At 64.9% G+C, this 25,323-nt stretch carries 25 protein-coding genes; 14 read left to right on the forward strand and 11 right to left on the reverse strand.

Translation table 11 applies throughout. From position 1 onward, the window contains the following. Nucleotides 1-87: 87 nt before the first annotated feature. The 7 genes from AB5Y48_RS16660 to AB5Y48_RS16690 form a co-directional block, all read right to left on the reverse strand. Nucleotides 88-576 (reverse strand): N-acetyltransferase, encoded by a 489-nt coding sequence (locus tag AB5Y48_RS16660; RefSeq protein WP_050665709.1) that lies wholly within the window; start codon nucleotides 574-576, stop codon nucleotides 88-90. Nucleotides 577-591: 15 nt separating this feature from the next. Beyond that, complete coding sequence (locus AB5Y48_RS16665) at nucleotides 592-951, reverse strand: DUF6559 family protein (protein ID WP_050665710.1); 360 nt, start codon at nucleotides 949-951, stop codon at nucleotides 592-594. Between the two features lie 46 nt (nucleotides 952-997). Further along, a complete protein-coding gene (locus tag AB5Y48_RS16670) occupies nucleotides 998-1,348 on the reverse strand; it encodes a nitrous oxide-stimulated promoter family protein (protein WP_050665711.1) in 351 nt (116 codons plus the stop codon). Between the two features lie 139 nt (nucleotides 1,349-1,487). Further along, entirely contained in the window at nucleotides 1,488-3,290 is a 1,803-nt protein-coding gene (locus AB5Y48_RS16675; protein WP_368165193.1) for an aminopeptidase P family protein, read from the reverse strand. A 32-nt stretch (nucleotides 3,291-3,322) separates the two neighbouring features. Continuing rightward, entirely contained in the window at nucleotides 3,323-3,982 is a 660-nt protein-coding gene (locus tag AB5Y48_RS16680) for a GntR family transcriptional regulator (protein ID WP_050665713.1), read from the reverse strand. A gap of 92 nt (nucleotides 3,983-4,074) precedes the next feature. Continuing rightward, entirely contained in the window at nucleotides 4,075-4,620 is a 546-nt protein-coding gene (locus AB5Y48_RS16685) for a cytochrome b (protein ID WP_050665714.1), read from the reverse strand. 375 nt (nucleotides 4,621-4,995) lie between these two features. Further along, the gene (locus tag AB5Y48_RS16690; RefSeq protein ID WP_050665715.1) at nucleotides 4,996-5,262 is read right to left on the reverse strand and encodes a hypothetical protein; all 267 of its coding nucleotides are present in this window, start codon (nucleotides 5,260-5,262) and stop codon (nucleotides 4,996-4,998) included. A 136-nt stretch (nucleotides 5,263-5,398) separates the two neighbouring features. On the opposite strand from AB5Y48_RS16690, the gene AB5Y48_RS16695 reads away from it, so the two are divergent. The 6 genes from AB5Y48_RS16695 to AB5Y48_RS16720 all read left to right on the forward strand — a co-directional run bounded on the left by AB5Y48_RS16695 (nucleotide 5,399) and on the right by AB5Y48_RS16720 (nucleotide 11,608). Continuing rightward, nucleotides 5,399-6,220 carry an HDOD domain-containing protein gene (locus tag AB5Y48_RS16695; RefSeq protein ID WP_050665716.1) on the forward strand — a complete coding sequence of 274 codons (822 nt, stop codon included), beginning with the start codon at nucleotides 5,399-5,401 and terminating at the stop codon, nucleotides 6,218-6,220. Nucleotides 6,221-6,297: 77 nt separating this feature from the next. Next, a complete protein-coding gene (locus tag AB5Y48_RS16700) occupies nucleotides 6,298-6,801 on the forward strand; it encodes a GNAT family N-acetyltransferase (protein ID WP_050665767.1) in 504 nt (167 codons plus the stop codon). A gap of 57 nt (nucleotides 6,802-6,858) precedes the next feature. Next, entirely contained in the window at nucleotides 6,859-7,329 is a 471-nt protein-coding gene (locus AB5Y48_RS16705; RefSeq protein ID WP_050665717.1) for an Lrp/AsnC family transcriptional regulator, read from the forward strand. A 126-nt stretch (nucleotides 7,330-7,455) separates the two neighbouring features. Further along, a complete protein-coding gene (locus AB5Y48_RS16710) occupies nucleotides 7,456-7,716 on the forward strand; it encodes a DUF2442 domain-containing protein (RefSeq protein ID WP_050665718.1) in 261 nt (86 codons plus the stop codon). A 215-nt stretch (nucleotides 7,717-7,931) separates the two neighbouring features. Continuing rightward, on the forward strand, nucleotides 7,932-9,896 hold the full coding sequence (locus AB5Y48_RS16715) for a TonB-dependent copper receptor (RefSeq protein WP_368165196.1): 1,965 nt from the start codon (nucleotides 7,932-7,934) through the stop codon (nucleotides 9,894-9,896). Between the two features lie 95 nt (nucleotides 9,897-9,991). After that, nucleotides 9,992-11,608: an alpha-amylase family glycosyl hydrolase gene (locus AB5Y48_RS16720; protein WP_368165198.1), complete on the forward strand. Its 1,617-nt coding sequence runs from the start codon at nucleotides 9,992-9,994 to the stop codon at nucleotides 11,606-11,608. Nucleotides 11,609-11,664: 56 nt separating this feature from the next. Here the strand turns inward: AB5Y48_RS16720 and AB5Y48_RS16725 are convergent, their stop codons facing one another. After that, nucleotides 11,665-13,023, reverse strand: a complete 1,359-nt coding sequence (locus tag AB5Y48_RS16725) for a PepSY-associated TM helix domain-containing protein (RefSeq protein WP_368165200.1) — start codon at nucleotides 13,021-13,023, stop codon at nucleotides 11,665-11,667. Nucleotides 13,024-13,170: 147 nt separating this feature from the next. On the opposite strand from AB5Y48_RS16725, the gene AB5Y48_RS16730 reads away from it, so the two are divergent. Beyond that, nucleotides 13,171-13,575 carry a hypothetical protein gene (locus AB5Y48_RS16730; RefSeq protein ID WP_050665722.1) on the forward strand — a complete coding sequence of 135 codons (405 nt, stop codon included), beginning with the start codon at nucleotides 13,171-13,173 and terminating at the stop codon, nucleotides 13,573-13,575. Here AB5Y48_RS16730 and AB5Y48_RS16735 read toward each other — a convergent pair. Both AB5Y48_RS16735 and AB5Y48_RS16740 read right to left on the reverse strand, forming a co-directional pair. After that, entirely contained in the window at nucleotides 13,559-14,926 is a 1,368-nt protein-coding gene (locus AB5Y48_RS16735; RefSeq protein ID WP_060583644.1) for an ATP-binding protein, read from the reverse strand. The genes AB5Y48_RS16730 and AB5Y48_RS16735 overlap by 17 nt on opposite strands. Continuing rightward, the gene (locus AB5Y48_RS16740) at nucleotides 14,919-15,641 is read right to left on the reverse strand and encodes a response regulator (RefSeq protein WP_050665724.1); all 723 of its coding nucleotides are present in this window, start codon (nucleotides 15,639-15,641) and stop codon (nucleotides 14,919-14,921) included. Before AB5Y48_RS16740 ends, AB5Y48_RS16735 begins: the two co-directional genes overlap by 8 nt. Nucleotides 15,642-15,806: 165 nt before the next feature. On the opposite strand from AB5Y48_RS16740, the gene AB5Y48_RS16745 reads away from it, so the two are divergent. The 4 genes from AB5Y48_RS16745 to AB5Y48_RS16760 all read left to right on the forward strand — a co-directional run bounded on the left by AB5Y48_RS16745 (nucleotide 15,807) and on the right by AB5Y48_RS16760 (nucleotide 18,880). Beyond that, nucleotides 15,807-16,139 carry a hypothetical protein gene (locus tag AB5Y48_RS16745; RefSeq protein ID WP_368165202.1) on the forward strand — a complete coding sequence of 111 codons (333 nt, stop codon included), beginning with the start codon at nucleotides 15,807-15,809 and terminating at the stop codon, nucleotides 16,137-16,139. A 172-nt stretch (nucleotides 16,140-16,311) separates the two neighbouring features. After that, a complete protein-coding gene (locus AB5Y48_RS16750; RefSeq protein WP_060583649.1) occupies nucleotides 16,312-16,659 on the forward strand; it encodes a hypothetical protein in 348 nt (115 codons plus the stop codon). Between the two features lie 206 nt (nucleotides 16,660-16,865). Further along, nucleotides 16,866-17,516, forward strand: a complete 651-nt coding sequence (locus AB5Y48_RS16755; RefSeq protein ID WP_060583650.1) for a hypothetical protein — start codon at nucleotides 16,866-16,868, stop codon at nucleotides 17,514-17,516. Between the two features lie 23 nt (nucleotides 17,517-17,539). Continuing rightward, nucleotides 17,540-18,880, forward strand: a complete 1,341-nt coding sequence (locus AB5Y48_RS16760; protein WP_368165204.1) for a reprolysin-like metallopeptidase — start codon at nucleotides 17,540-17,542, stop codon at nucleotides 18,878-18,880. A gap of 47 nt (nucleotides 18,881-18,927) precedes the next feature. Here the strand turns inward: AB5Y48_RS16760 and AB5Y48_RS16765 are convergent, their stop codons facing one another. Continuing rightward, on the reverse strand, nucleotides 18,928-22,071 hold the full coding sequence (locus AB5Y48_RS16765) for a S41 family peptidase (RefSeq protein WP_368165206.1): 3,144 nt from the start codon (nucleotides 22,069-22,071) through the stop codon (nucleotides 18,928-18,930). Nucleotides 22,072-22,327: 256 nt separating this feature from the next. Here AB5Y48_RS16765 and AB5Y48_RS16770 point away from each other — a divergent pair, with 256 nt between their 5' ends. From AB5Y48_RS16770 to AB5Y48_RS16780, 3 genes are all read left to right on the forward strand, one after another. Continuing rightward, nucleotides 22,328-22,804: a murein L,D-transpeptidase family protein gene (locus AB5Y48_RS16770; protein ID WP_050665729.1), complete on the forward strand. Its 477-nt coding sequence runs from the start codon at nucleotides 22,328-22,330 to the stop codon at nucleotides 22,802-22,804. A gap of 114 nt (nucleotides 22,805-22,918) precedes the next feature. Then, the gene (locus AB5Y48_RS16775; RefSeq protein ID WP_224160760.1) at nucleotides 22,919-24,445 is read left to right on the forward strand and encodes a YjjI family glycine radical enzyme; all 1,527 of its coding nucleotides are present in this window, start codon (nucleotides 22,919-22,921) and stop codon (nucleotides 24,443-24,445) included. After that, the gene (locus tag AB5Y48_RS16780; protein WP_050665731.1) at nucleotides 24,420-25,280 is read left to right on the forward strand and encodes a YjjW family glycine radical enzyme activase; all 861 of its coding nucleotides are present in this window, start codon (nucleotides 24,420-24,422) and stop codon (nucleotides 25,278-25,280) included. Before AB5Y48_RS16775 ends, AB5Y48_RS16780 begins: the two co-directional genes overlap by 26 nt. Nucleotides 25,281-25,323 lie beyond the last annotated feature (43 nt).

The following is a 25,323-nucleotide window of genomic DNA, read 5'->3' on the forward strand; positions in this document are numbered from 1 at the left end:
CCCTCGTTAAAATTGTTCACCATTTGGACGTTTCTACTCTACCCCGGTCACCGACAGAGGCAAATCGGAAATCTGTAACCAAGTGTGTTAGGCGCGGGCCTCCTGGCCCTCGGCGTTGACGGCAAAGTGGAGCGCCTTCTCCAGCACGTTGCGCGGCTCACCGGGACCGAAATATTCGGCCTCGACGGCGACCAGCTGATAGCCCAGGCGTTCGTAGAGGCGATTGGCCAGATTGGCCGGATCCACGGTGAGGCGGGTCCTGTGCATCCCCTGCTTGCGCAGCTGCCACTCCAGCTCCTCCAGCAGACGCTGGGCCAGACCCTGGCTGCGGGCCTCGGGCAAGACGGCCAGAGAGAGGACCCAGCCCAGCTCGGCGTCTTCACCGAGTCCTCCCAGCACATAGCCCAGCAGCTCCCCCTCCCGTTCGGCCACGATCAGCAGATCCGGCCAGAGATCCAGCGCCTGGCGAAAGAAGAAGGCGGGGTAGACAGGATCCCCAAACACCCGGGATTCGATCTGCCAGATGGCGTGCAGGTCCGCGTGATGGGCCAGGCGGATGACAGGTGACGGGGTCATGACGGTTCCTCAAACTCAATACTGGTGGAAACGGGCGCCCTGGGTCTGGACGGTTCGGTCGGTGCCGCCACGCCAGCCGCCGCTCTTGCAGAGGGTGAGCAGGTCGTGGGCGGTGAAGATGTGGCCCGGGTCGAACAGGCGACTGGCCAGCTTGGTGCGCAGGGCAAGCAACTCTTGCTCCTCGCTGCCCGGTTGGCGAAAGAGGGCGTGCAGTGCCTGGCGTGCCAGGGTACCCAGTTTCTCCCGGTTGGCCAGATTCTCCAGCTGGGCCCGGGTATAGGCGTCGGCCGGGCCGTAGTCCCGTTGCAGGCGCAGGGCCAGGGGGAGTACACGCTTGAGGGCACGACGCAGTCGCAGGCGGGCAATCAGGGACATGGCAGCTCTCCATCCGATCAGGTGCGGGGAGTATGCCGTCACTGCCCTAGCGCGGCAAGGGGCGACTGCCTGGCAGGGCGGGGCGTCGGCGCTGGCCATCCAGCCAGTGGCGCAGGGCCAGCCAGGGGTGGCGCCAGAGCATGGGGAGCCTGGCCCACAGGCTCATCTGCTGCAGTCTCAGGTGGCCGGCCGCCGGGAAGCAGGGGTGATCACAGCGCACGCAGGTGGGCTTGTCGACACCGAAGCGGCACAGGCGCAGCCGGTTATCCGCCACGCTCACCAGTCGCTTGCAGTCACACTCTTGCTCACCGCGATGGTGGTGGCGGCAGAAGAGGCGAATCTTGGTGTGCATGGCGCGCCGTTCACGGCGCAGTCGGGGGTGAGTCAGCTTGTTCATAGGGGGGCCTATTGTCGTCATCCCGGCTTCTGGCTCCATGATGCGGATCAAGAAAGAGGGCACCACTGCCCTTGGCGAGCCAGTCAACAAATCCGGGCCACTGGGGCCCGGATTGAGAGGGATGAGTCGTTTGACCCTGTTACAGCAGCTCGGTCGCCTGCTCCAGCCAGGCGAGATCGTCCCCTTCCAGCAGGGGGCTGAGACGGCGGCGCACCTCGGCGTGGTACTCGTTGATCCAGCGGAACTCGTCCGGGCTCAGCAGGGAGCGGTCGATAAGGCGAGTATCAAACGGAACATGAGTGAGGCGCTCGAAGCGCAGCATGGGTACTTCGCTCGGCTCCTCACACTCGGTGACCACCACCAGGTTCTCGCAGCGAATGCCGAAACCATCCTCCCGGTAGTAACCCGGCTCGTTGGAGAGCACCATGCCCGGCTGCAGGGGCTCCAGGTTGCCCTTGGGGCCGATGCGCTGGGGCCCTTCGTGAACACTCAGGAAGTGGCCGACGCCGTGGCCGGTACCGTGGTCGTAGTTGAAGCCGGCCTGCCACAGGGGAAGGCGGGCCAGCACGTCGAGCTGGATACCGGCGGTGCCGCGCGGGAAGCGAGCCTGGTCGAGGGCGATATGGCCCTGCATGACGCGGGTGAAGAGGGCCTTCTGCTCCTCGGTCACCTCACCGACGCAGAGGGTGCGGGTGATGTCGGTGGTACCGTCGAGGTATTGGCCGCCCGAGTCCACCAGATAGATGCCATCCAGGCCGAAGGGGCGCGGCACGCCATTGGTATGGCGGTAGTGACACATGGCAGCATTGGGGCCCAGGGCCGAGATGGTGTCGAAGCTCGGCTCCACGTAAAGATCGCTCTCCTTGCGGAACGCCTCGAGGCGGTCGGCCAGGGTCCCCTCGTCCACCCCATCAAGGTCACCGCTCTGCACCAGGCGATCCAGCCAGGCCAGGAAGCGCACCACGGCTACGGCGTCGCGCTGGTGGGCGTTGTGCATGCCGGCCAGCTCCACCTCGTTCTTGCAGGCCTTGAGGCGCAGGGTCGGATCCTGGCCGGCTACCAGGGTCGCGCCGGCCTCCTCCAGGGTGAGCTGGCTCCAGGCATTGCTGGTGGCCGGATCGGCCAGCACCCGCAGGCGATCCTCCCCAAGGCGGCTCAGCACCTCTCCCAACTTGTCGATGGGGTGGAGGGAGACGTCATTGCCCACGTGCTGGGTGAAGGCGAAGCACTCGAGCTTGTCGGTGTCGACGAAGAAGTCCAGGGTACCGTTGGCATAGAGGATGGCGAAACCGAGCACCACGGGAAGGCGCTCCACGTCGCGACCACGCAGGTTGAGCAGCCAGTTGATGGACTCGACCTGGGTCAGCAGGGCGGCATCGAGGCCGCGCTTGCGCAGGTCTGCGGCGATGCGCTCACGCTTGGCGGTGCTCGACTCCCCTGCCAGCTCCTCCCCGTAGAGGATGGCCGGGGTCTTGCTCGGGGCGGGGCGATCGTCCCAGTGCTGATCGATGGGGTTCTGCGCCACGGGTACCAGCTCGATGCCGCGATCCGCGAGCAGGACCTTCGCCTCGCGATAGCTGTTCAGGCTGTGCAGTCGCGGGTCGAAGCCAACCCGGGCGCCGCGTTCGAGCTGGTCAGCCAGCCAGGCAACGTGAGGGGTCTCGACCAGATGGTGATATTCGAAGATCTCGCCCGGAGCCTGCAGGCGGGCCTGAACCGTGTAGCGACCGTCGACAAACAGGGCCGCCCGGTTGGTCAGCACCACGGCGACACCGGCGGAGCCGTTGAAGCCGGTGAGCCAGGCGAGGCGCTCGGCGTCGGCGGGGATGTACTCTCCCAGATGCTCATCGTCATGGGGGACGATGAAGGCATCCAGCTCAAGGGATCTCAGGGTATCCCGGACCTGGGCGACCCGGTTGGCGATGATCTCAGGGGTTTGCATGTCAGTTGCCATTATGAGTTACGAGCGAGTGGTTATTTTCCGGACTGCAGTATCTGTTTGACCGAATTGGCCGCATCGGCGATGTGGCGCTGCAGCAGCACCACGGCCTCATGTTTGCGCCGCTGTCGGCACAGGGCCAGCAGGTGGGCGTGTTCCCGTTCGGCCTTCTCGACCCCGTCGTGGGCGAAGAGCAGCTCGAAACGGACATAGCGGTCACAGCTGAGGTTGATCTGGGCGATAAGCTCCAGAGCCTGGGGTCGCCCGGCGGCGCGATAGAGGGTGGCGTGAAAGCGATGATTCAGCTCTGCCCAGCGTTCTACCCGGGTTCCGCTCTCCAGTGCCTGGTCAAACTCGGCCAAAATCGCCTCTGCCTCGGCAAAGGTGGCCTCGGTCATCAGGTCGACGGCGTGGAACAGGGTATCGGCTTCCAGCAGGGCTCGCAAATAAAACAGCTCATCGATTGTGCTGCTCTCGAGTTCGGTAACAACAGCGCCACGATGGGCGGTGAACTTGACCAGCCCCTGGGCCTCGAGCTGCATCAGGGCCTCGCGCACCGGAATGCGGCTCACCCTGAGCTCCCGGGCCAGGGCATCCTGACGCAGGGGGGCGCCGGCGGGGAGCTCGCCGCTGAGAATGCGGGCACGCAGGTTTTCCATCACCATCCGGGTTCGGGTCTGGTAGGTCGCGGTCATGTCATCCCTGTTGGTTTACCCGCGCTCCGGCGGGCCGGTCAGGCAGCAGACCACAGATGTGGCCTTCATGCAAGGCCTGCTGCCGAGACGGTTCAGCGCTTGTGGGGGAGCATGTTGGTCAGGGTCGTGTCCTTGAGAATGTGGTGGTGATAGAGGGCCGCCGCCCCATGAAGGGCAATCAGGGCATAGCCCAGATTGGCAATAAGCTCATGGGTCTCCTTAATCGGGCCACGCAGTCCCGGGTTGGGGGCGATGAGGGGGGGGAGCTCGCCCCCGAAGAAGGGAATGGGCTTGCCGGCGGCGCTCAGGGTCAGCCACCCCAGCAGGGGGAGCAGGATGATCAGGGCATAGAGGGCCAGGTGGGCGAGATGGGCCAGCTTCTCCATCCAGGCGGGCGGGGTGGGGACGATGCGTGGCGTAGGCCAGAGCAGCCGCAGCAGGACACGACCCAGAGCGATGAAGAAGATGCCAAGACCCAGCATGAAGTGCCACTGCTTCATCAGGTCTCGCTCGACCGAACCTTTGGGAAAGACACCGCGAAACTCCATGGTGCTGTAGACGGCGATGATCAGTATCAGCGTCAGCCAGTGCAGGGTGGCAGAGGCCAGGCCATACCCTTGTTCACTATTTCGGATCACGTTCTGCTCCTTGGTTGAGAGACCCCGGGAGGAGGGGGCATGGGATTACCTTAATCCATAACGAGAGCAGGGTGAAAGCCCTCTCTCTTCACCTTGGCGGCCGACGGAAAACGGGTGTAGGCTGGAACCGGTGTTGAACATATTTTCACCGCTGCTTGCAATGGATGAGGGAGCTGGGCCACTCCACCTCCCACACTGTCTCGGTCTGATATGGAGCTCACAGCATGAGTAAATCCCATGGCAAAGATGCCAAGAAGAAACCGCAGATGACCCTGAAAGAGAAACGGGAGGCCAAGCGTAACAAGGATGAGTTGAAGGGGGCCGGAGGGGCGATGAAATAACCGGAACAAAAAGCCAGCATGCGCTGGCTTTTTGTTACTCCTCGTCGTCTGCCCAGGGCATCTCGGGCAGAGTGTCGAGAAAGCCCTGATAACGCTCCAGATTAAAGGGGGCGCCGTCGGCCTCCATGGCCATCAGTTCGGCGGCCAGGGCACAGACGATGTAGTCGGTCGCCTCATCCCGGCTCATCCCTTTCATGGTCAGGCGCAGCAGGGTGGCGGTGGTGTGGGGCGGGTTGCGCTCGGAGAGCTGGTTGGCCACGATCTCGCGCAACATGGCTTCGTCGAACAGGGTATCGCTCATGGGAACTCCTCATGGATGGAGCGGTAGTATATCACGGCGGAAAAGTGCATTTATTTTGTGTCGGAGCTGTGCGGGAGGATTTGAATTCATACTTGCTGGCGAGGGGCACCCCCTTTTTCCTGTGAGGACATTCAAGATGCCTAGCATTGCTTCTCTGCTCAACGAGACGCAGAACCTGCCCAATATTCCCGAGGTGGTGAGAGACCTGATCCAGTCCCTCAATGAGCGTGAGCCTGACCTGCTGACCATTGCCAAGCATATCGCCAAGGATCCGGTGATCTCTGCCAAGTTGCTGCGGGTGGCCAACTCGGCCCGTTTTGGTGGCAATCGTCAGATAGCCACCGTCAACGAGGCCGTGGTGCGGCTGGGGCTGGCGGTGGTGCGCAACATGGTGCTGGCCAGTGGCCTGACCGGTGCCATGAGAGAGATACCCGGTATCGAGCTGCGCCACTACTGGCGCCATGTGTTCGAGGTGGCCGAGCTGGCTCGCCGCCTGGCGGCTGCCGCGGGGCGCAACGGGGAAGAGGTCTTCACCTGTGCGCTGATCCATGATCTGGGCCGCCTGGTCATGCACGCAGGGCTGCCGGAGCACACCATCCATCACATCGTGGATCTGGAGCCGACCAAGGGGCGTGCCAAGGCCGAGGCGCTGGTGGTGGGGTTCAACTACGCCCAGGTGGGGGCCGAACTGGCTCGCCAGTGGCACTTCCCTGACTTCATCTGCCGGGCGGTGGAGTACCACTACAACCCCATCAAGGCGCCCGAGTTCTCCCAGGAGGCTGCCCTCATCCACCTGGCCCTGGTGCTGTCAGCCCAGAGTGAGGTGAGTGAGGCACCTCCCCCCGAGTGGCCGGGGGAGATCTCGGCCCGCGTCGGCCTGGTCTGGGAGCGCTGCGCCCGGGTGTTGCTGGAGTCGCGGGAGCAGGATAACGCCTTCGCCTCCCTGTTGGCGGCCTGAGTCAGGGGCGGGAGACCGCCCTTGCCTTTTCCCCCTCCTCTCCGGCACCCTGTTCCTTTGCCAAGGAGTCCCCCATGCTGATCGAAACCGAACACCTGCGCCTGCGCGAGCTGGTCGCCGGCGATGCCCCCTTTATTCTCGAGCTGCTCAACGACGGGGATTTTCACCGTTACATCGGCGATCGGGGCGTGCGTACCCTGGAGCAGGCGCGCCACTATATCGAGCAGGGGCCCAGGGTCAGCTATGGTCGCCACGGCTTCGGGCTCGGCATGGTGGAGGGGCGCAGCGATGGTGTGCCCATGGGGATCTGTGGCTTCGTCAAACGGGATCATCTGGAGCATGTGGACATAGGTTACGCCTTCCTGCCGGCCTTTCGCGGCCGTGGCTACGCCCTCGAAGCGGCCCGGGCCGTGCTGGAAGATGGCCGTCGCCGTCTCGGCATCGAGCAGGTGCTGGGCGTGGTTACCCCGGAGAATCACGCCTCCATCCGCCTGCTGGAGCGGCTCGGCCTGCGCCTGCAGGGACGCGTCATGATGGGGCAGGATGAGTGCCTGTTGCTGGCCCTCTCGCCCGGCGATTGAGTTTGGCGGCGCAAACGGGCACTCTGGGGTCGTAGCCAAGCAGCAGGAAGCCAAGGAATGAAGAACCTGGATCAACTCGACCTCGATATCCTCTCTCATCTGTTTCGCGACGCCGGGATGACCAACAAGGATCTGGCCGCCCTGGTCGGCGTTGCCCCCTCGACCTGCCTGGAGCGGGTGCGCAAGTTGCAGGGTGAGGGGGTGCTAAAGGGGGCCCACTGCGAGGTGGATCACCAGGCTCTGGGTGGTCATATCCAGGCCATGGTCTCCCTGCGTCTGGCCCGTCACAGCCGCCAGATCATCGACGAACTGCGCGATGCCATCATCGGCCTGCCCGAGGTGATCAGCCTGTTCCACATGGGGGGCAAGGATGATTTTCTGGTGCACCTGTGCGTACCCGACACCGACCACCTGCGCAACTTCGTCTTCGATCACTTCACCTCTCGGGAAGAGGTGGTGCACCTCGAGACCTCCCTGGTGTTTGAGCACAGATTCAGCCGCTCTCTCCCCTGTTTCCCCCGCTCCTAGGTCGGCTGTCTCTTCTCCTTTACAGCCGGGTGGCTCCTTTGGGTATGAGAGGGGAAATCCCCGGTGATGTCGCTCCCGCTGCGACTCCCTATAATGGGCGCAAATCCATCATGGGAGCTGTCAAGGATGCCGGTTTTTATCGATGTGGAGTATCTCGCCCCCTGGCGCCTGTTTGTGGTGCTCTCCGACGGCACCACGGGAGAGCTGGATCTGGCCCCCTGGCGTACTCAGCCGCTGCTGGCCGGGATCGATGACGAACGGAGTTTTGCCCGGGTCAGCCTGGATGATCACCATCGTCTGAGCTGGCCATGCGGCTGCGTCATCTCGGCTCACGATGTCTATCACCTCATCGCCACCGGACTTCGTTTTGGCGATCCGGTTTTGTGATCCTGAACAAGATTACCGTTACGGAAAGGTTAGGGTGATTGCATTTTTCCCTGCCAGGGCGTAAAACCTGCGCAACATTTTGCCAACCAGTTTCCAAAGGGTCTCTCGTCTTCTCATGAGGCCCTTTTTTGCGCTCCGAACGCAAACCTTTCCCCAGGGGTAATCTTGGTGGCAGATGGCACGACATCATAAAAACAGAAGCATAAGGAAAGTGTATGGCTTGTTATTCGCGCAGCCTCCTGGCCCTGGCCGTCACCATGGCCCTCCCTCTTCACGCGGCCGAGGTCCAGGTACTCGAGCCCATGGTGGTGGTCGCCTCTCGTCCCGCCGATACCCTGATGGTGACCCTGGATCCGAAAAAGCCCGGCTCTCCCATGCCGGCGGCCGATGGCGCCGGCTATCTGAAAAACATCACGGGGATGAGCATGGTGCGCAAGGGGGGGCTGGGTGGCGATCCCGTGTTGCGCGGCATGGGCATGTCCCGCCTCAATGTGCAGGTGGATGGTGGCATGCTGGCGGGCGGCTGCGGTGGGCGCATGGATCCGCCGACCGCCTACCTCTTCCCCCAGTCGTTCGATCGTATCCGGGTGCTCAAGGGGCCCCAGTCTCTGGAGCACGGCGCCGCCCTGGCCGGCACCGTCCTGTTCGAGCGGGATCAGCCCCTCTTCACTGAACCCGGTCTGATGTTCGATGCCGCTGCCCTGGTGGGCAGCGCCGGACGGGACGACCAGATGCTTGATGGCACCCTGGGTTCCGAAACGGGTTACCTGCGAACCCAGTTCACCCACTCCGACGCGGGCGACTACCAGGATGGCCACGGCGAGCGAGTGCGCTCCTTCTACCGCCGTGAAAATGCCACGGCCCAGCTTGGCTGGGCGCCCACAGCGCAGAGCCTCGTCGAGCTGACCGCCGAGCGCAGCAACGCCCGGGCTGCCTATGCGGATCGCATGATGGACGGCCCCATGTTTGACCGGGAGTCGTTCGGTCTCAAGGCGCGCCAGCTCGAGATCAATGGCTGGTGGCAGCGCAGCGAGTTGACCCTGTGGGACAACGACATCGATCACATCATGGATAACTTCTCCCTGCGCCCCAACGACGGGATGAAGCGCCTCTCCAACCCGGATCGGGAGAACCGGGGAGGACGCTGGGCCAACGACGTCGCCCTGCCAGGCTCCCTGACCCTGACGGCGGGTCTCGACACCAACCGGGATCACCACAGGGGGCGCGGCGGGGTCGATTACGCCACCAAGCCGCGTATGCAGACCCTCTCCTTCGAGCAGGATGGGCGTTTCGTTGAGCTGGGGGGGGAGTGGGGAGCCCACAGTGCCAAGACGGGGTATCGCCGGGATCGGGTGAAGACAGAGGCCTATGAGCAGGAGCGGGTGAGTGAGGCGGTGGTCGATCGCCTCGACAGCGCCTTCGCCCGCTACGAGTACCGCTTCGGCGTGCCGCTCACCGGCTACCTGGCCTGGGGGCAGGCCGAGCGGGCCCCCGACTTCTGGGAGCGTAGCCGCGACACCACTCCCTTTCGCCTCAAACCCGAGCAGAGCCGCCAGTGGGATGCCGGCCTCGCCTGGCGTACCCGGGATCTGGACGTGACCCTCTCCCTGTTCGCCGCCGACATCGATGACTACCTGCTCTACACCGCCCGTCCTGGCAGCAAGCCGGCCATGCGCAACGTGGATGCCCAGACCCGGGGCGGTGAGCTGGAGTTGCGCTGGCAGTTGGCCGAGCAGTGGCGTCTCGACGGCGGGGTGGCCTACACCTTCGGCATCAACCGGAGCGAACAGCGGGCCCTGGCCCAGATGCCGCCCCTGGATGGCAAGCTGGCCCTGACCTGGCAACCTCAGGAGCGCTGGAGCACGACCCTGGTGGGCCGCGCCGTGGCGAGTCAGGAGAGGGTCGACGTGGGGGCCGGTAATGTGGCCGGCCAGGATCAGGGTGAAACCCCGGGGTTTGCCACTCTGGGCTGGAGCGCCGCCTGGCAGTTGACCCCCGAGTGGCAGCTCTCCGGCGGGATCGACAACCTGTTCGACACCTTCTACTACGAGCACCTCTCCAAGTCGGTACACGCCAGCCAGGCCGACATCGGCTATGAGCAGAGCGGGCGTATCCCAGAGCCGGGTCGCACCTTCTGGCTCGGGGTCAACTACCGCTTCCGCAGTGCCGGGGCACTGTAGTGCGGTAACGGTTTCAGTCACGGCAAGGGCCCCCTCATCCCCGCTATGATGGGGCCCGATTCGATGCTTTTTTACTCCACAGCGGGAATATAACAATGAAACACGGATGGACTCGCGCCGCGACCCTGGTCGCGGCTGCGCTCTGGCTCGCCGCCTGCGGCGGCGGTGGCAGCAGCAGCGGAACCGCTTCCCCCACGCCCCCCACCAATCCCGAGATCAAACCCGAGACGGCCACCCGGGCCTGCTATGGCCAGAGTCAGGCGGCCTGCAACCTGCGCATGTATCAGGTGATGGTCGAGGCCTTCGTCGACGGGGACACCCGCCGGGGTTACGGGGTGGGCTACGGTCCCTCGGGTCATATGGGGGATCTGGCCGGCATCCGCCAGAATCTTGATCATATCGCCTCCCTCGGGGTCAACGCCCTCTGGCTCACCCCGGTGTTTGACCCCTGCGCCGGCCAGGGGGGGGACGAACGGCTCAATGCCACCGGCTATTTCGCCTGCGACTACTTCAGGGTCGACCCCAACTTCGGCAGCAACGCCGAGCTCAAGGCGCTCATCGACGCGGCTCACGCCAAGGGGCTCTACGTCATCCTCGACGGGGTGTTCGGCCATGTGAATCGGGTCGGGGTGAGTCAGCCCTCCCCCGAGGGCCGCCTGCCGGCTCTCAAGAGCGGTGGTGCCGACTATCCGGGGCAGTTGGTGGACTTCAGCCAGCCCCAGAGCCTCGCCTATTTCCAGGAGGTGGCTCGCCACTGGGTCGAGCAGTATGGCATCGATGGCTGGCGCCTCGATCAAGCCTATCAACTCGATCTCGAGAGCTGGCGCGCCATCCGCAAGACGGTCGAGGCTGCCAGCGCCGCCCGCAAGGCCAGAGGGGAGAGTTGGGGCACCCTGGGTTATCTGGTGGGCGAGGTGTGGGACGGGGCCGATGCCATCAGCCGCACCGCCTATGGCCCGGCCGATGCGCCGGCCCTGCCGTCGGCCTTCGACTTCCCCCTGCGCTACGGCCTGATGCAGGCCCTGGCGGTGGAGGAGTCGGGCAAGGGGGGGCAGGGGGCCGCCGTGCTCGATGCCAGCTGGAACCGGGTGGAGAACTACCCGCCTCACGCCATGCCCAACCTGATGCTGGGCAATCACGATCTGGTGCGCTTCGGGGATCTGCTGCAGCGCGGCGGCTTCTCCCCCGAGAGTTACTGGCAGCGTCACAAGGCGGCGTTCAGCTTCCTCGCCGCCCGCTCCGGCCCCATCACCCTCTACTACGGTGAGGAGTGGGGGGATGAGGTGCCTGGCTTCGCCGCCAAGGTGTCGGGTGCGTGCGCCGATCAGGGGTTGTGCGACGATCATGTCGCGCGCAGCGACGGCAAGGTACCGGCCACCTTCAGCCCGGATGCCGACCAGCGCGATCTCAAGGCCTATCTCGGTAAGCTGATGGCCCTGCGGGCCGCCCATCCGGCCCTCTATCGGGGTGAGCGGACCAAGCTGGTGGCCGAGGGGAGTCTCTACGGTGACATCAAGTCGGCGGACGGGGAGCAGATCCTCTACCTGCTCAACCTCTCCACAGCCCCCCTGAGCTATACCCTGCCGGCCGGCAAGCTGGGCAGCGCCGGCAGCCTGGAAGATCTGCTGAGCGGCGAGAAGATCCTGCTCGGCGGTGGCAGCCAGGCCATCGAGGTGGCGCCCCTCACCGGTCGCTTCCTGCTGGCGCGATAGCCCTTCCCTGCCGTGAAACAGTGAGGCCCCTTCCGGGGCCTCACTCGTTGCGGGTGTCAGGCGTGCGCCTGTGCCCGGCGGCCTAGCCAAAGCCAGAGGGTGTCGAGTAGCCAGATGGCGAGCAGTGACGCCCCCAGCAGGGGGAAGGCCAGTCCCAGCGCCAGCAACAGCAGGGCGGCCCCGCGCCAGCCGGGCAGCTGTGCGGGCAGGGGCGGGATGCCGAGGGCTCCGCTCGGGCGACGGCGCCACCAGATCCACAGACCCGAGAGGCAGGAGCCGAGCACCATGAGGCAGAGCAGCAGCATCAGCAGCTGATGAGGCCAGCCATACATCTTGCCCATGTGCAGCATGACCGAAGCCTCCACCGCCTTGGCGACCGGGCCATAGTCCTGCCAGCGCACGTCGGCCAGCACCCGGCCGCTGTATTGATCGATGTGCAGGGTGGCGTCGCTACGCGGGTCGTCGGCAAACAGGCCTATGGTGAAGACGCCGCGCTCCCCCTTGGGCAGGTTGATGCTATAGCCCGGCGCCACGGCGCGCTCGCGGGCGATCTCGACCACCCGCTGCAGCGGGAGGCGCCCGGCTGACGGGGTCATGTCGTGGTCGGCACCGCCGTGGTGAGAGCTCGGCATCGGCAGCGTTTCGGCACCCCAGGCGACGCTCTGGGCGTGTGCCTGGTTGAGACTGCGAGTGAGGGGGTTGGAGCTCGGCACCTCGTTCCACATGGCGGCCGGGAAGCGGTTCCACAAATCGGCGAAGCGTTCACCCCAGATGCCGGTCCAGGTCATGCCGCTCAAGGCGAAGAAGAGCAGGCCGGCAGCGCCCCAGAAGCCGAGTACGGCGTGCAGGTCGCGCCACCAGAGGCGGCCGCGGCGTTCCCGACGCGGCACCAGGATCCCCTGCATGCCCACCTTCTCCCTTGGCCACCACAGATAGAGGCCGGAGCAGAGCAGCACCAGGGTCCAGCCGGCAGCCAGCTCGATCACCGCGTCACCGGCCTGGCCCAGCATCAGCTCGGCGTGCAGGGCACGGACGATCCCCTGCAGGTTGTTGTGGTTGTCGAGGGCCCCCAGCACGGCGCCGTTGGCCGGGTTGACGAAGAGGGTCCACTCCTGCTCCCCGTCGCGCAGCACAAACTGGGCGCTGCGATCCGGTGCCGCTGGCGGCAGGTACTTGGTGAGGGCGGCGTGGGGCATCTCGGCCTGGGCCATGATGGCCATGGGGTCGGCGGCCATGGGGTGTTCGACCGGGGCCACCATGAGCAGATCCGGATACATGAGATCGTCGAGCTGGGGCTTGAACAGATAGATGATGCCGGTCACCGAGAGCAGGATCAGCAGGGGGGCGACGAACAGGCCGGCGAAGAAGTGCCAGCGCCAGGCGCGCTGGTAGAAGGCAATGTCCCTATTGCGCACGATAGGCTCCAAAGGTGTCAGTAAGGGTAAGGTTGGGGCAGCATCATACTGACAACGGGTGGTTAACGCCAAGGCCGCATCTTGGCAACAAGGGCTCGACACTGGCTAAGGCATTCATTATCTTGGCGAAATAAATCAAATCTTCGAATGTCTATGCAGCCACACGGTCACTTCACCCTGCTCCGGCAGGGAGCACTGGTCATCTGTCGGCCCAGCGGTCCTTTCAATCTCAAGGGGGCCAGGGCCTATGAGCCCCTTTTCTTCGAACAGGTCGCGCCCCTGGTCGGCACCCGGTGGGCCATCGTCGAGGTCGCCACCGAGTTCGAAGCCGCCGGCCCCGAGGTGATCGCCCGCTTCCGGCGCCAGTTTGCCTGGTGTGCCGAGCAAGGGTGTCGCTATATGGCGGTGGTGCTGGAAGGGGGCTTCAAGCGTTACATGGCCGAGCAGATTTTCAGCCAGCTCCCCTTCGAGGCGCTCTGCTACTTCGAGGATGAAGCGGCGGCGATCGCCTGGGCAAGGGAGCAAATCGGAGACGTCACAGCGGCAGGGTGATGCGGGCCTCCAACCCCCCCTGGGGGCGGTTGTGCAGGGTCAACTCCCCCCCGTGCTGGTGGATCAGGGTGCGGGCGATGGCCAGCCCCAGACCCACGCTGCCACTCTCGGTGTTGCGCGCCTCGTCGAGGCGGACAAATGGCTTGAACACCTCCTCGATCTGCTGCTCGTCAATGCCCGGCCCCTCGTCACTGACGCAGATGAGGATCTGCCCCTTCTCCCGCTCCAGGGTCACCTCGGCGCTGCCCGCATACTTGATGGCGTTACCGATGAGGTTTTGCAGCACCCGACGCAGGGAGCCGGGGCGGCAGGGATAGACCAGCTTGCCCCCTGCCTGGCACAAGACCTGTTCGCCCATGTCCCCATAGTCGTCACACACGCTCTCGATCAGGCTCACCAGATCCAGCTCCCGGGTCGGCTCCTGCAGCCCCTCCTCGCGGGCGAAGCTCAAGGTGGCGGCCAGCATCTGTTCCATCTGCTGCAGGGTCTGCTGAATGCGCTCCTTGTCCTCCCCCTCGGGCAGAAACTCGCTGCGCAGCCGCAGACTGGTGATGGGGGTGCGCAGATCGTGGGAGATGGCCGCCAGCATGCGGGTTCTGTCCTGCACGAAGCGGTTGAGCCGGGTCTGCATCCGGTTAAACGCCACTATGCTGCCACGTACCTCGATCGGGCCCGTTTCGGGCAGGGGGTCTATGTCCTCACCGCGCCCGAGCCGCTCGGCACTGGCCGCCAGCTGCTTGAGGGGGCGGGTAGCGCGGCGCAGCAGCCAGACCATGAGGCCGATCACCAGGGTGGCGACCAGCAGCAGGTTGAGGGTGGTGCGCAGGGACCAGCCGGTGCCTTCGCTGTCGATAAGGGAGCTGAAATGGAGCCAGCGACCGTTACCGAGTTCGATGGAGCCGTAGAGGCGCATGTCCATCGGCAAGCGGCCGGGACGTTCTCCCATCATGCGGGCATGGTGACGCCAGGCCCGGCTGCGCTGGGACTCCTCCTTGAGCTCGGCGCTGATCTCGATGCGCAGCTGGGAGGGGTAGTCGAGACGGCTGCGCAGCAACTGCTCGAAGGCGGGGCTGCGGGTATCGGGTAACAGGGGGTCGGGAGAGATCCGTAGCAACAGGGTCTCGCTGCGGCTGGCCTTGAGGATCTCACCGGAGAGCTCGGGGGGAGAGAGGGTGAGCAGGCGCACCACGGAGGAGAGACGCTGCATGGCGTTGCGGCTGTTGACGAAGCCGAGCGCCTCCTCCCGATCCGAGCGGTAGATCTGTACCGAGAGCAGTTGGATCAGCAGCAGGCCACACAGGGCGACCAGGATGATCTGGCCCGCCAGGCTGCCCGGCCACAGCTTACGCATCCCTCACCTCGGCGGAGAAGAGGTAGCCACCGCCCCAGATGGTCTTGATCAGTTCGGGGTTCTTGGGGTCGCGCTCGAGCTTGCGACGCAGGCGGCTGACAAGGGTATCGATGGCCCGATCGAAGGCCTGGGCCTCGCGACCGCGGGCCAGATCGAGCAGCTGATCCCGGCTCAGCACTCGCTGCGGGCGCTCGATAAAGACCTTGAGCAGGTCGAACTCGGCGGTGGAGAGGCTGTGGGCGACCCCCTCCTCGTCGACCAGCTCGCGCCGGTTGAGATCGAGGCGCCAGCGGTCGAAGCTGATCTCATCGGGCAGTTCACTGCCCCCCCTGGCCGGTTCGGCATGGGTACGGCGCATCACCGCCTTGATGCGGGCCAGCAGCTCGCGCGGGTTGAACGGTTTGGCTAGGTAGTCGTCGGCCCCCATCTCGAGGCCGATGATGCGGTCTGTCTCTTCCCCCATGGCGGTGAGCATGATGACGGGGACGCTCGATCTGACCCGCAATTCACGGCAGAGGGTCAATCCATCCTCCCCCGGCATCATCAGATCGAGTACGATGAGGTCTATCTCCCGCTCCTCCAGCTGTCGTTTCATCTCGCGTCCATCCCGGGCGCAGGTGACACGAAAGCCGTGCTGCTCCAGGAAGCGTTTGAGCAGGTCGCGGATCTCGCCGTGGTCATCGACCACCAGAATATGGGGGGTATCCTGTTTCATGACTGCCTCTCTTGCGGTTCTGGGGCGAGTATACGGAAAAGGGGGGCCCGGTTTGTGTCAAAGTGTGGCAAAGGGGCGCCGGCGCACACTCTGCTACAAAAAAGTGGCCCGGGCGGGAGAGTCCTGCGGGGGAAGCCCCGTCGTGGCGCCCAAAGGAGATGCACCATGAAGAATCTGCAACGGATCTTGCTCCTCTCGGCTCTCTCTGTTTCCAGCGCCCTCTGGGCGGCCGATCCCCAGCCTCTGCTCTATCCTGACTGTCCGCTTGGCATGCAAGGCCAGGGCATGCAGGGCGGCATGGGGATGCAGGGAGGGAAGCGGATGATGCGGATGCAACAGATGAGCCCGGAGCAGATGGAGACGGCACTGCAGCAGCGCTATCAGAGCCTGGAGGATCCCGCGGCGCAGCAGCGCTTCTTGCAGGACCTTGCCGACCGGGCCGAGTTGATGACGCGGCATGCCCGGCTGATCCAGCAGTTCGTATCACAGCATCAATAACCTTGATAGGGAGAGAGGGCCTGCGGGCCCTCTTCTCGTTGAAGTGATGGGGGGTGCCACACTCTGCTACAAAAAAGGGGGTGGGCTGGCACACTTGAGACAAGTGGCGGGGCTGTAATGGAGTCAGGCAAGGACGCACCTTGCACTCATTGACCCAAGAAGGAGAAGCCTTATGAAAAGCCTGACCAAGACCCTGCTCGCCACCACCCTGATCCTCGGCCTGCCCCTCGGCGCCTGGGCCGCCAGTGAGGCGGTAGCAACCCAGCCAACCTCTGCGGCCACCGCCCCCTGCCCCATGGACGGCATGATGGGTGGCCAGCACCACGGCAAGCGCCACGACAAGATGATGCGGATGCAGAACATGACCCCCGAGCAGATCCAGGCCCATCTGCAACAGCGTTACGATCGCATCGAGGATCCCGCCAAGAAGGCCGAGTTTGTCAAGAATCTGGCCACCCGTGCCGACGGCATGGTGAAGCATGCCGAGGTGATGAAGGCATTCGCCGAGGCCAATCAATAACTGTCGATAAAGGGAGGCGCTGCCTCCCTTTTCTCCATTCAAGACATCCCCTGTCGCCCCTCGCTTACTCTATAAATTCATCAAGATATTGATCTGAAAGAGATTGGACCTCTTACCCCCAGATGGGGGTAGGGGCTGTGCTTCCCTCGAGAGTCGGTCGCTCTCTAAATACGAGTCTCGCTTGAGCTCTCTCTTGGGATAGTACGATGAATATCAATAAGATAGCCGTTTTCTCATGCACCACCCTTGCCCTGGTTACCCTCTGGTGGTGGCACACCCGTCCCGCCCCGGTGACGCCTCCCCAGGAGGAGGATGAACTCCCCATAGTGCTGCCGGCTCCCCTTGTCTCGGAGGAGAGCCTCTCCCTCCCCGAGCCCAAGGCTATCCCCGCGTCTTCCCTGGCCCCTTCCCCGGTTGCGACCACGCTGACCCCGGGAGGTGGCCACTATATCGACACCCCCTGGGAAGAGGCCGAGCCGGGCAGCGATCTCCCTCTCACTCGCCCTGCCCGTAGCGACATCGAGTTCATTCGTGCCATTGCCCTGACCGACGACGCCCTGGGACAGGCTCAGCCGGGAGACGTGGTCAGCCTGAGCCTGCCGGACGGGCGCACCCTGCAGGCCAGGGTGACCGGCACGGCGCTGCAGGCCGGTGGGCGCCGCAACTGGCAGGGCGAGGTGGAGGTGGAAGGCGAGCCCTATCCCGTCAACTTCACCTTTGGCAAAGAGACCGCATTCGGGTTCATAGGTACGCCGCAGGGCAGCTTCACCCTGGAGACCCTGCGCGGCCAGGGATGGATATATATGACCCCGCCTCTGGACGACAGCCACACGGATGCGCTGCCGCCCCGTTCATGACGACAACAAGAAGGAAACATCACATGCAGAAAACAATGACGGCCCTCCTGGTGGGGGCCCTGCTCGGCAGTGGCAGTGCGGCGGCGGTGACCGTCGACCTGATGGTGCTGCACACCCCGGGGGTCGCCAAGCTCTACAACGGAGATGCCGGTACCCGGGCCCAGCATCTGGTTAACGTGGCCAATCAGGTCTATGCCAACAGCGGCCTGGATGTGACCCTGCGCCTGGTTCACAACCAGCAGGTGACCTATCCGGATCTGGGGAGCGATGAGGTGGCGCTGGATGCCCTCACCGACCGCACTCACAAAGGGTTCAAGGAAGTCTCGGCCCTGCGAACCCGCTACGGGGCCGATGTGGTCACCCTGCTGAGGCCGGAGGATCCTGCCTACAAGGGGAGTTGTGGTCTGGGATGGGTCGGTGGCTCTTATACCAGCGGTCGTACCGAAGGGAAGATGGCCAGCTTCAAGGAGAGCATGTATAGCCATGTGGTCGTACAAGGTTGTCCCGACATCACGCTGGTGCACGAGCTGGGCCACAACATGGGCCTCAACCACTCCTGGCTGCAGGATGGCGAGGGGGGCGGCACCTTCAGCCACGCACTGGGGCACGGTGAGCAGGGGATCTTCTCCACCGTGATGGCCTATCCCCACAAGTTTGGGGTTCGCAACAGCGAATACACCTTCTCCTCCCCGGCGCTCACCTGCAAGGGGCGTCCCTGTGGTGTGCCCATCGGTCAGCCCAACGAGGCCGATGCGGTCGCCGCCCTGAGGGTGACCATACCCCAGGTGGCCGCCTTCTATCCCACCATGATCGCCGAGAGTGCGCCGGATCTGGTTGCCCTGGAGGCGGAGGTGACCCGCCTGCGCCAGGCGTTGGCCGACGAGCAGAAGGTTTATCAATCCGCCCGTGAGGCCTTCGATGCCAAGGAGCAGCGCTATCAGCAGCTCAAGGATGGCTACCATGGCAAGCAGGCAGGCCTGCAGCAGGCGCGCCAGCAGCTGAACGACGCCATTCGTGCCTCCAATGCCCTGGTCAACGAGTCCAACGCCCTGGTCGATCGCATCAACCGGGCCCGGGATCGTGCCACCCGCGCCGCGCTGATCAAGCAATACGAGGCATTGCAGCCTCGTCTGAACGAGGCACAGCGGCTGACTCAGGAGCGGAGCACCGGCTTTAATGTCCTGGTCGCCCAGTTCAATGGGGAGGTGGAGGAGTTTAACCAGCTGGCGCGTAACCGGAACCAGGAGCGCCAGAAGATGGATGCGCTGGAAACCCGACTGGAGCAGGCACGCAACGCGCTGAATCTGGCCGAGACCCGCTTCCAGCTGGCACAGGCCAAGGCCGGGGAGAAGGCGACCGCCTGATCGGACGCCGGATAGTAGAAGGGGAGCCTGGGCTCCCCTTTCTCGTTTTAGGGGGTGGGCTCTCCCCTGAGCAGGGCCAGAGCCTCCTCGATGGCGGCGTCGAGCTGGGGATCGCGCCCGGCCAGCAGATCCGCCGGGGTATAGCGCACCAGCCGGTCCGGCTCCTGCTCCCGATTCTCGTAGAGGGTGCCGTCGGGTGCGCGCAGGGCCAGGCTGGGAATGCCGTATTCGAGCCCGGGAATGAGGCGCGAGCTGTGGTTGTAGACCATGGTGCCGGTGCCGGGTATCGGTTCACCCACCACGGGACCCAGCTTGAGGGCCTGGTAGTAGCGGGGGAAGGCGGAGCCCTCCGAGTAACTGGCGGCGTTGGCCAGCACCAGGCTCGGCTTGGTCCACTGACGGGTGGCCGAGTCCGGGGCTCCCTTGCCGGCACGCGGCCAGCTGCTCGCCATCCCCTGCTGCTCCCCGTTGCCGGAGAGGAACTCCACCAGGGTATTGGCCAGATAGCCTCCCTTGTTGAAGCGCACGTCGACGATCAGGGCCTGGCGGCTGCGCTCGCGTCCCAACACCTGGGCGACCACATCCGCATAGACGGCGGCATTCATCTCGGGGACATAGACGTAGCCGATGCGGCCCTGGCTCTGACGTTCCACATAGGCCCGGCGTCGCTCGCCCCACTGGGCCAGGATAAGCGACATCTCCTGCTCCAGACCCATGGCCGTCACCTCGGCCTGCAGCGGCTCCTCGCCACGCTGCAGGGTCAGTTGCAGCCGCTGTCCGGCCCTGTGGTTGAGGGCCTGATCCAGGGCCGGCAGGTTCTCGATGGCGACACCGTCGATGGCCACCAGACGATCGCCGACGGCGACCTCGCTCTCCATGTCGAGAGGGCCGCCCGGCAACAGGGCGGCGAGCTCCAACCCCTGCTTCTGTTCACGCCACACGGCCCCCAGGCTGGCGCTCTCGTCGCCGCCGGCCGGGGCCGGGGGAATGCCCCAGGTGTGGGAGACGTTGAGCTCACCCGCCAGCTCTCCGAGCAGGGTGGCGAAGTCGGTCGGGTTACCGATGGAGGGAAGGAAGCGGCGATAGTCGCGCACATAGTCGTCCCACTTCACCCCGTTCATGGCGGGGTCGTAAAACTCGCTGCGGGTGAGGCGGGCAATCTGATCGAAGCTGGCGCTCATCAGGCTTTGCCACTCCTGCTCCTGCTGCAGTGTGAAGCCGATCTGTTCCGCTTGCCCGGAGTCGAGGGGGATGCGGGTGAGGGTGCCATCTCCAATCAGGATGGCGTGGGTTCCTTCCCGGTCCAGGCTGGCCAGGGCGGGGCCCGGCTGATCCTCGAACAGAGGGTGGCGCTCCCCGGAGGCGATATCCAGGGCGTAGCCACGGATCACCGGATCCGGACCATCCAGATACTCTTCGGTGATGTAACGCAGCTCTCCCCCCCTGAGCTGGCTGGCCAGCAGGGTGCCGGAGAGGGGGTGCAGCAAGGCCTCTCTATGGTCGAGGCGCTGGCTGTCGAAGGGGTAACCCTGCTTGGGCGGCTCTCGTTCGGCCAGGGCATCGGCACGGGCCTCGCGGCTGCTGTAGAGACCGAGCAGGGTGCGGCCGACCGGTTCACCGTCGGCGTCGAGCAGGCCGTAGCGGGCCGACTGCCAATAGAGGATGCCTCCCTCCTCGCTCCAGGCCGGCTCCTCGTCCAGATAGCCGTTCTGGCTGACGTTGACCGGTTTGGTTCCGGGCTTGGCGAGGTCCAGCACCGCCACCTCCTGCTGGGCCGAGTCCGGCTGCAGGGTCACGGCCAACTGCTGGCCCGAGGGGGAGAAGGCGAGGCTGATGCTGTGTCTGAACGGGTTGGCCTCGGGACCGAGCAGCTCCCTCTTTTTCCCGCTCTCGAGCTCGAGCAGCCAGATTGCCTGACCGTCGACCACGAAGGCCACCCGCTTGCCATCGCGGCTCAGGGTGGGCCGGCTGATGGCCTGTCCCGGCAGGCTCAGCAGCTCCTCTTCGTGGAGGGCGCCGGGGGCGCTCAGGGGGCGCTCGGGCTCGGCGCTCTCGAGGCGATAGAGGGCGGCGGCTCCGTTTCGTTCGCTCAGAAAGAGGATGGCGGAACGATCCGGCAGATAGAGGGGGGCGCTCTCCTCGCTGGGGGTGCGGGTGAGGGGGCGGCTGCTCCCCTTGCCGAGATCGACGGCGAAGAGATCCCCCCCGGCGACCAGTACCGCCTCTTCTCCCTGTGGGCTCACCACGGCCTCATCCGCCTGGGTGAGGAGGTGGGTGCGACGCAGGGGGGGGAGTCCTGCCTGCATGGTAAAGGCGAGGCGTTGTGGCTCGGTGGCACCGGCGGGCAGGCGATAGAGTTCCCCCTGCCAGGACCAGGCGAGATCCCCGTTGTCGGCCTGGGTCAGTTGGCGCACCGGATGGCCGCGATAGTGGGTGAGCTGCTGCTCCTTGCCGCTGGCGAGATCGTGGCGCCAGACGTTGAAGTCGCCGCTGCGCTCGCTCAGATAGACGATCCCCTTGCCGTCCGGGCTCCACCAGGGGTCGCTGGCGGCGATGCGATCCTCGCTCAGCTGGCGTTGCTCACCGCCTTGCTGCAGCCAGATGCGGGAGACGGCGAAGGAGTGCTGGTGCTTGCGCCATGGCTGGTCGGCGCCGGGCATCTGGTAGACCAGATCCTGGCCGCGATAGCGGGCCTGCAGGGCGGGAAGGGGAAGATCCGCCGTGAGGGCGCCACCGCCGACGGGGGCCCGATAGAGGGCGCCGAAGCCGCCATCCAGGGCATAGAAATCCTGCTCCGGCAGGCCGGGGCGTTGGGAGGTGAGCACCACCTCGCGCCCGTCGGCGCTGAAGGTGAGGGGGCGGTCCGCACGGGAGTCGACGGTGAGGCGGGTCATGGGGCCGCCGGCGGCCGCCATCACATAGACATCGTCATTGCCGTAGAGATCGGCGGCGAAGGCGATCTGCTTTCCATCCGGTGACCAGACCGGGGAGTGGCTCAGGTAGTCGCTGCCGGTCAGGGGGGTGGCCGCCCCTCCGCTGCCGGGGGCGATGAAGAGGCGCCCCTGCCAGGTAAACAGGATGTGGCTGCCATCCGGGGAGAGGGCCGGCTGGCGCAGCCAGAGCGGATCGGCACCCTGCGCGGCAGCGGCGCACAGCAGCAGGGTGAGTGGCAGGGTTCGCAACGAAAACATGCTGGCTCCTTGAGGGACATTCACCGGTCATTATGGCCCACTCACAAGGCCGGCTTCCACCCCGACTTGTTGAAGTTATCTTATTGTTTTATAACTCTATTGTGAGCATGGCTCCCCCCGCCTGAGGAATTGTTCACGCGCCCGTATTGAGTATTGGCGGCGATCAAATATGATGTCGCACGCCGCGCCCTGACTGGCGTCGCGATTTGGATGATCATTGAGAGAGCAGCCGTGAAGAGGCTGCCCGAGGGATGGAATGAGAGCAGTATTGATGTGTCTGCTGGCCCTGTGGCCGGCCCTGAGTATGGCTTCCCTGTCGGCGGACATGGTGGTGGTCCACAAGTCCCGCTATAGCCTGACCCTGATGAAGGATGGCAAGGAGGTCAAACGCTACTGGATCGCCCTCGGCCCGGCGCCGGTGGGGCACAAGCAGCGCGAGGGGGATCAGCGTACTCCCGAGGGGCGCTATCTGCTCGACTACAAGAAGACCAACTCCGGTTTCTACAAGGCGATTCACGTCAGTTATCCAAACCTGGACGACCTGGCCAATGCCAAGGAGAAAGGGATCAGCCCGGGTGGCATGATCATGATCCACGGCCAGCGCAACAGCTGGGGTAGCCCGGCGGTGCAGCGCTCCAACTGGACCAATGGCTGTATCGCCCTGCTCAACCACGACATGGATGAGGTGTGGAACGCGGTGCAGCCCGGTACTCCCATCGTCATCTACCCCTGATGTGATCCAGGATGGCGGATTTCCTTCTGTGAAATCCGCCATTGACACCTTTTCCCTTCATAGTAGGCATACAAAGAGAGAGGATACCTCGGTTCCAACTGCGGGAGTCGTATCATGTCCTTTATCGAGCAGTGCCGGCGCATCGTGCGCGATCCTCATCTCTCTGCGGCCCAGAAGGCCCGTCTGCTCTCGCTGGAGGCGGAGAATGCCCTCCCTTATCCGGATCTGCCCGAGCAGGTCAGGATCGCCCGGGATGAGGGGGTCATCTGCGACATGTTTGAGGGGCACGCCCCCTACAAGCCCCGTTATGTGCTGCCCGATTACGAGCGCTTCCTGGCCCAGGGCTCCCGCTGGCTGGAGCTCTCCCCCCCGAAGGACTTTGACGAGGCACTCGAGGCCCTGCGGATCCTCTATCATCACGTCCCCTCGGTCACCGCCATGCCGGTCTGGCTGGGGAGACTCGATCGGCTGCTGCTCCCCTTCATCGGCGGGATCGATGAGGAGACCCTCTATCGCAAGCTGAAGGCCTTCTGGATCTATCTGGATCGGGTTCTCCCCGACGCCTTCATGCACGTCAATATCGGCCCCGACGACAACCCCGTCTGCCGCTTGCTGCTGCGCATCGATGGCGAGCTGGCCCAGGTGGCCCCCAACCTCACCCTCTTCTGGGATCCTGAACTGACGCCGGACTCCCTGTTGCTGCAGGCCGCCGGTAACATCACCACCACCGGCAAGCCCCATATCGCCAACTATCCCCTCCATCGGGGGGCCTTCGATCGGCTCGGCGTGGGTATCGTCAGCTGCTACAACGCCCTGCCCATCGCCGGTGGTGCCAACACCCTGGTGCGCCTCAATCTCAAGGCGGTGGCCGAGCGCAGCCGGGATCTGGAGCACTTCATCGGTGAGCAGCTGCCCCGCTACTGCGAGTTGATGTCCCGGCTCATCGAGGCTCGCAGTCACTTCCTGCATCAAGAATCGGGCTTCTTCGAAAGCTTCCTGGTGAGCGAGGGGCTGATCCGCGAGGATCGCTTCGTGCCCATGTTCGGCATCTACGCCATGGCCGAGGCGGTCAACCTGCTGCTCGAGCAGTGCGGCTTGCCCGGCCGTTACGGTCAGGACGAGGGGGCCAACCGGCTGGGGCACCGCATCTCGGCCACCCTGGCCAGCTTCGTGCAGGGGCGCGAATTTACCCATGCCTGGCAGGGGCGGGCTCTGCTCCACGCACAGGGGGGGCTCAGCGTTGACACGGGTACCACGCCCGGAGTGCGGATCCCCTACGGGGAGGAGCCGGATCCCGCCAGCCACCTGCTGGCCCTGGCCCCGCACCACGGCTACTACCCCTCTGGGATCAGCGAGATCCTGACCCTGGATCCCACCATACGCAGCAATCCCCGGGCCCTGGTGCAGCTCTGCAAGGGGGGCTTTGCCCTGGGGCTACGGGAGTTCACCGCCAACGTACAGGGCAACGATCTGATGCGGGTCACCGGCTATATGGTGAAGCTCTCCGACATCGGCAGCCATGCAGAGTCGGGATCGCGCACTAACACCACGGCCCTGGGGGCCGAGGCGGCCGAGAACACCGGCATACTGGGGCGCCAACCCAGGGTGGTGAGTCATGAGCAGCTTGCGGGTCAGCGTTAGTCGCCTGCTCACCTTCTCCTGTGTGGATGGGCCGGGCAATCGCCTGGTCCTCTTCCTGCAAGGGTGCAACTTTCGTTGCCCCGCCTGTCACAATCCCCACACCATAGGGGAGTGCGATCACTGCGGTGACTGCCTGGCGGTCTGTCCGGGCGGAGCCCTGAGTCGGCAAGGGGAGAGGGTGGTCTGGGATGAGGCGCTCTGCACCCGGTGTGACGCCTGCCTCGATATCTGCCCACGCAGTGCCAGCCCCAAGGTCAGCGAGATGTCGGTCGAGCAGGTGGTGGCTGTGGTGCGCCGCTATGCGCCCCTGCTCACCGGGATCACCGTCTCGGGTGGGGAGGCGACCCTGAGGCTCCCCTTCCTGGTGGCGCTCTTTGGCGCCATCAAGGGGGCGGCGGATCTGGCTCACCTCACCTGCCTGGTCGACAGCAACGGCTTCCTGGCCGAGGCGGGCTGGCGGCGACTGTTGCCCGTCTGCGATGGTGTCATGGTCGATCTCAAGGGATGGAAGGAGTCGGTTCACCTCTCCCTGACCGGCCGCTCCCGTGAACGGGTACATGACTCCCTGCGCCTGCTGGCCCGGGCCGGCAAGCTGGCCGAGGTGCGGCTGCTGCATATTCCGGGGCGGAGCGATCTCCATGAGCACTGCGCCGAGCTGGCCGCCCTGCTGGCCGAGCTGGGGCCTGTGCCGGTGCGCATCAACGGCTTTCGCCACCACGGAGTGCGTGGGGAGGCGAGGCAGTGGCCCCGTGCCGGGCAGGAGCAACTGGAGCAGTTGGCGCAGGGGTTGCGAGACAGGGGTTGTCGCTCCCCCATCGCCTTGCCTGCCCTCTAACCCACCGTTCAGTGATTAGTTTGTCATTACCGGTTGTGCCGGT

Source organism: Aeromonas sp. R6-2, assembly GCF_040908155.1.
Classification (GTDB): Bacteria; Pseudomonadota; Gammaproteobacteria; order Enterobacterales; family Aeromonadaceae; genus Aeromonas; species Aeromonas schubertii.

Excerpts from the sequence above, each read along its gene's own strand:
- AB5Y48_RS16660 (WP_050665709.1), bottom strand. The coding sequence starts at position 576 with ATGACCCCGTCACCTGTCATCCGCCTGGCCCATCACGCGGACCTGCAC.
- AB5Y48_RS16665 (WP_050665710.1), bottom strand. The coding sequence starts at position 951 with ATGTCCCTGATTGCCCGCCTGCGACTGCGTCGTGCCCTCAAGCGTGTA.
- AB5Y48_RS16670 (WP_050665711.1), bottom strand. The coding sequence starts at position 1,348 with ATGAACAAGCTGACTCACCCCCGACTGCGCCGTGAACGGCGCGCCATG.
- AB5Y48_RS16675 (WP_368165193.1), bottom strand. The coding sequence starts at position 3,290 with ATGCAAACCCCTGAGATCATCGCCAACCGGGTCGCCCAGGTCCGGGAT.
- AB5Y48_RS16680 (WP_050665713.1), bottom strand. The coding sequence starts at position 3,982 with ATGACCGCGACCTACCAGACCCGAACCCGGATGGTGATGGAAAACCTG.
- AB5Y48_RS16690 (WP_050665715.1), bottom strand. The coding sequence starts at position 5,262 with ATGAGCGATACCCTGTTCGACGAAGCCATGTTGCGCGAGATCGTGGCC.
- AB5Y48_RS16695 (WP_050665716.1), top strand. The coding sequence starts at position 5,399 with ATGCCTAGCATTGCTTCTCTGCTCAACGAGACGCAGAACCTGCCCAAT.
- AB5Y48_RS16705 (WP_050665717.1), top strand. The coding sequence starts at position 6,859 with ATGAAGAACCTGGATCAACTCGACCTCGATATCCTCTCTCATCTGTTT.
- AB5Y48_RS16710 (WP_050665718.1), top strand. The coding sequence starts at position 7,456 with ATGCCGGTTTTTATCGATGTGGAGTATCTCGCCCCCTGGCGCCTGTTT.
- AB5Y48_RS16715 (WP_368165196.1), top strand. The coding sequence starts at position 7,932 with ATGGCTTGTTATTCGCGCAGCCTCCTGGCCCTGGCCGTCACCATGGCC.
- AB5Y48_RS16720 (WP_368165198.1), top strand. The coding sequence starts at position 9,992 with ATGAAACACGGATGGACTCGCGCCGCGACCCTGGTCGCGGCTGCGCTC.
- AB5Y48_RS16730 (WP_050665722.1), top strand. The coding sequence starts at position 13,171 with ATGTCTATGCAGCCACACGGTCACTTCACCCTGCTCCGGCAGGGAGCA.
- AB5Y48_RS16735 (WP_060583644.1), bottom strand. The coding sequence starts at position 14,926 with ATGCGTAAGCTGTGGCCGGGCAGCCTGGCGGGCCAGATCATCCTGGTC.
- AB5Y48_RS16740 (WP_050665724.1), bottom strand. The coding sequence starts at position 15,641 with ATGAAACAGGATACCCCCCATATTCTGGTGGTCGATGACCACGGCGAG.
- AB5Y48_RS16745 (WP_368165202.1), top strand. The coding sequence starts at position 15,807 with ATGAAGAATCTGCAACGGATCTTGCTCCTCTCGGCTCTCTCTGTTTCC.
- AB5Y48_RS16750 (WP_060583649.1), top strand. The coding sequence starts at position 16,312 with ATGAAAAGCCTGACCAAGACCCTGCTCGCCACCACCCTGATCCTCGGC.
- AB5Y48_RS16755 (WP_060583650.1), top strand. The coding sequence starts at position 16,866 with ATGAATATCAATAAGATAGCCGTTTTCTCATGCACCACCCTTGCCCTG.
- AB5Y48_RS16760 (WP_368165204.1), top strand. The coding sequence starts at position 17,540 with ATGCAGAAAACAATGACGGCCCTCCTGGTGGGGGCCCTGCTCGGCAGT.
- AB5Y48_RS16765 (WP_368165206.1), bottom strand. The coding sequence starts at position 22,071 with ATGTTTTCGTTGCGAACCCTGCCACTCACCCTGCTGCTGTGCGCCGCT.
- AB5Y48_RS16770 (WP_050665729.1), top strand. The coding sequence starts at position 22,328 with ATGAGAGCAGTATTGATGTGTCTGCTGGCCCTGTGGCCGGCCCTGAGT.
- AB5Y48_RS16775 (WP_224160760.1), top strand. The coding sequence starts at position 22,919 with ATGTCCTTTATCGAGCAGTGCCGGCGCATCGTGCGCGATCCTCATCTC.
- AB5Y48_RS16780 (WP_050665731.1), top strand. The coding sequence starts at position 24,420 with ATGAGCAGCTTGCGGGTCAGCGTTAGTCGCCTGCTCACCTTCTCCTGT.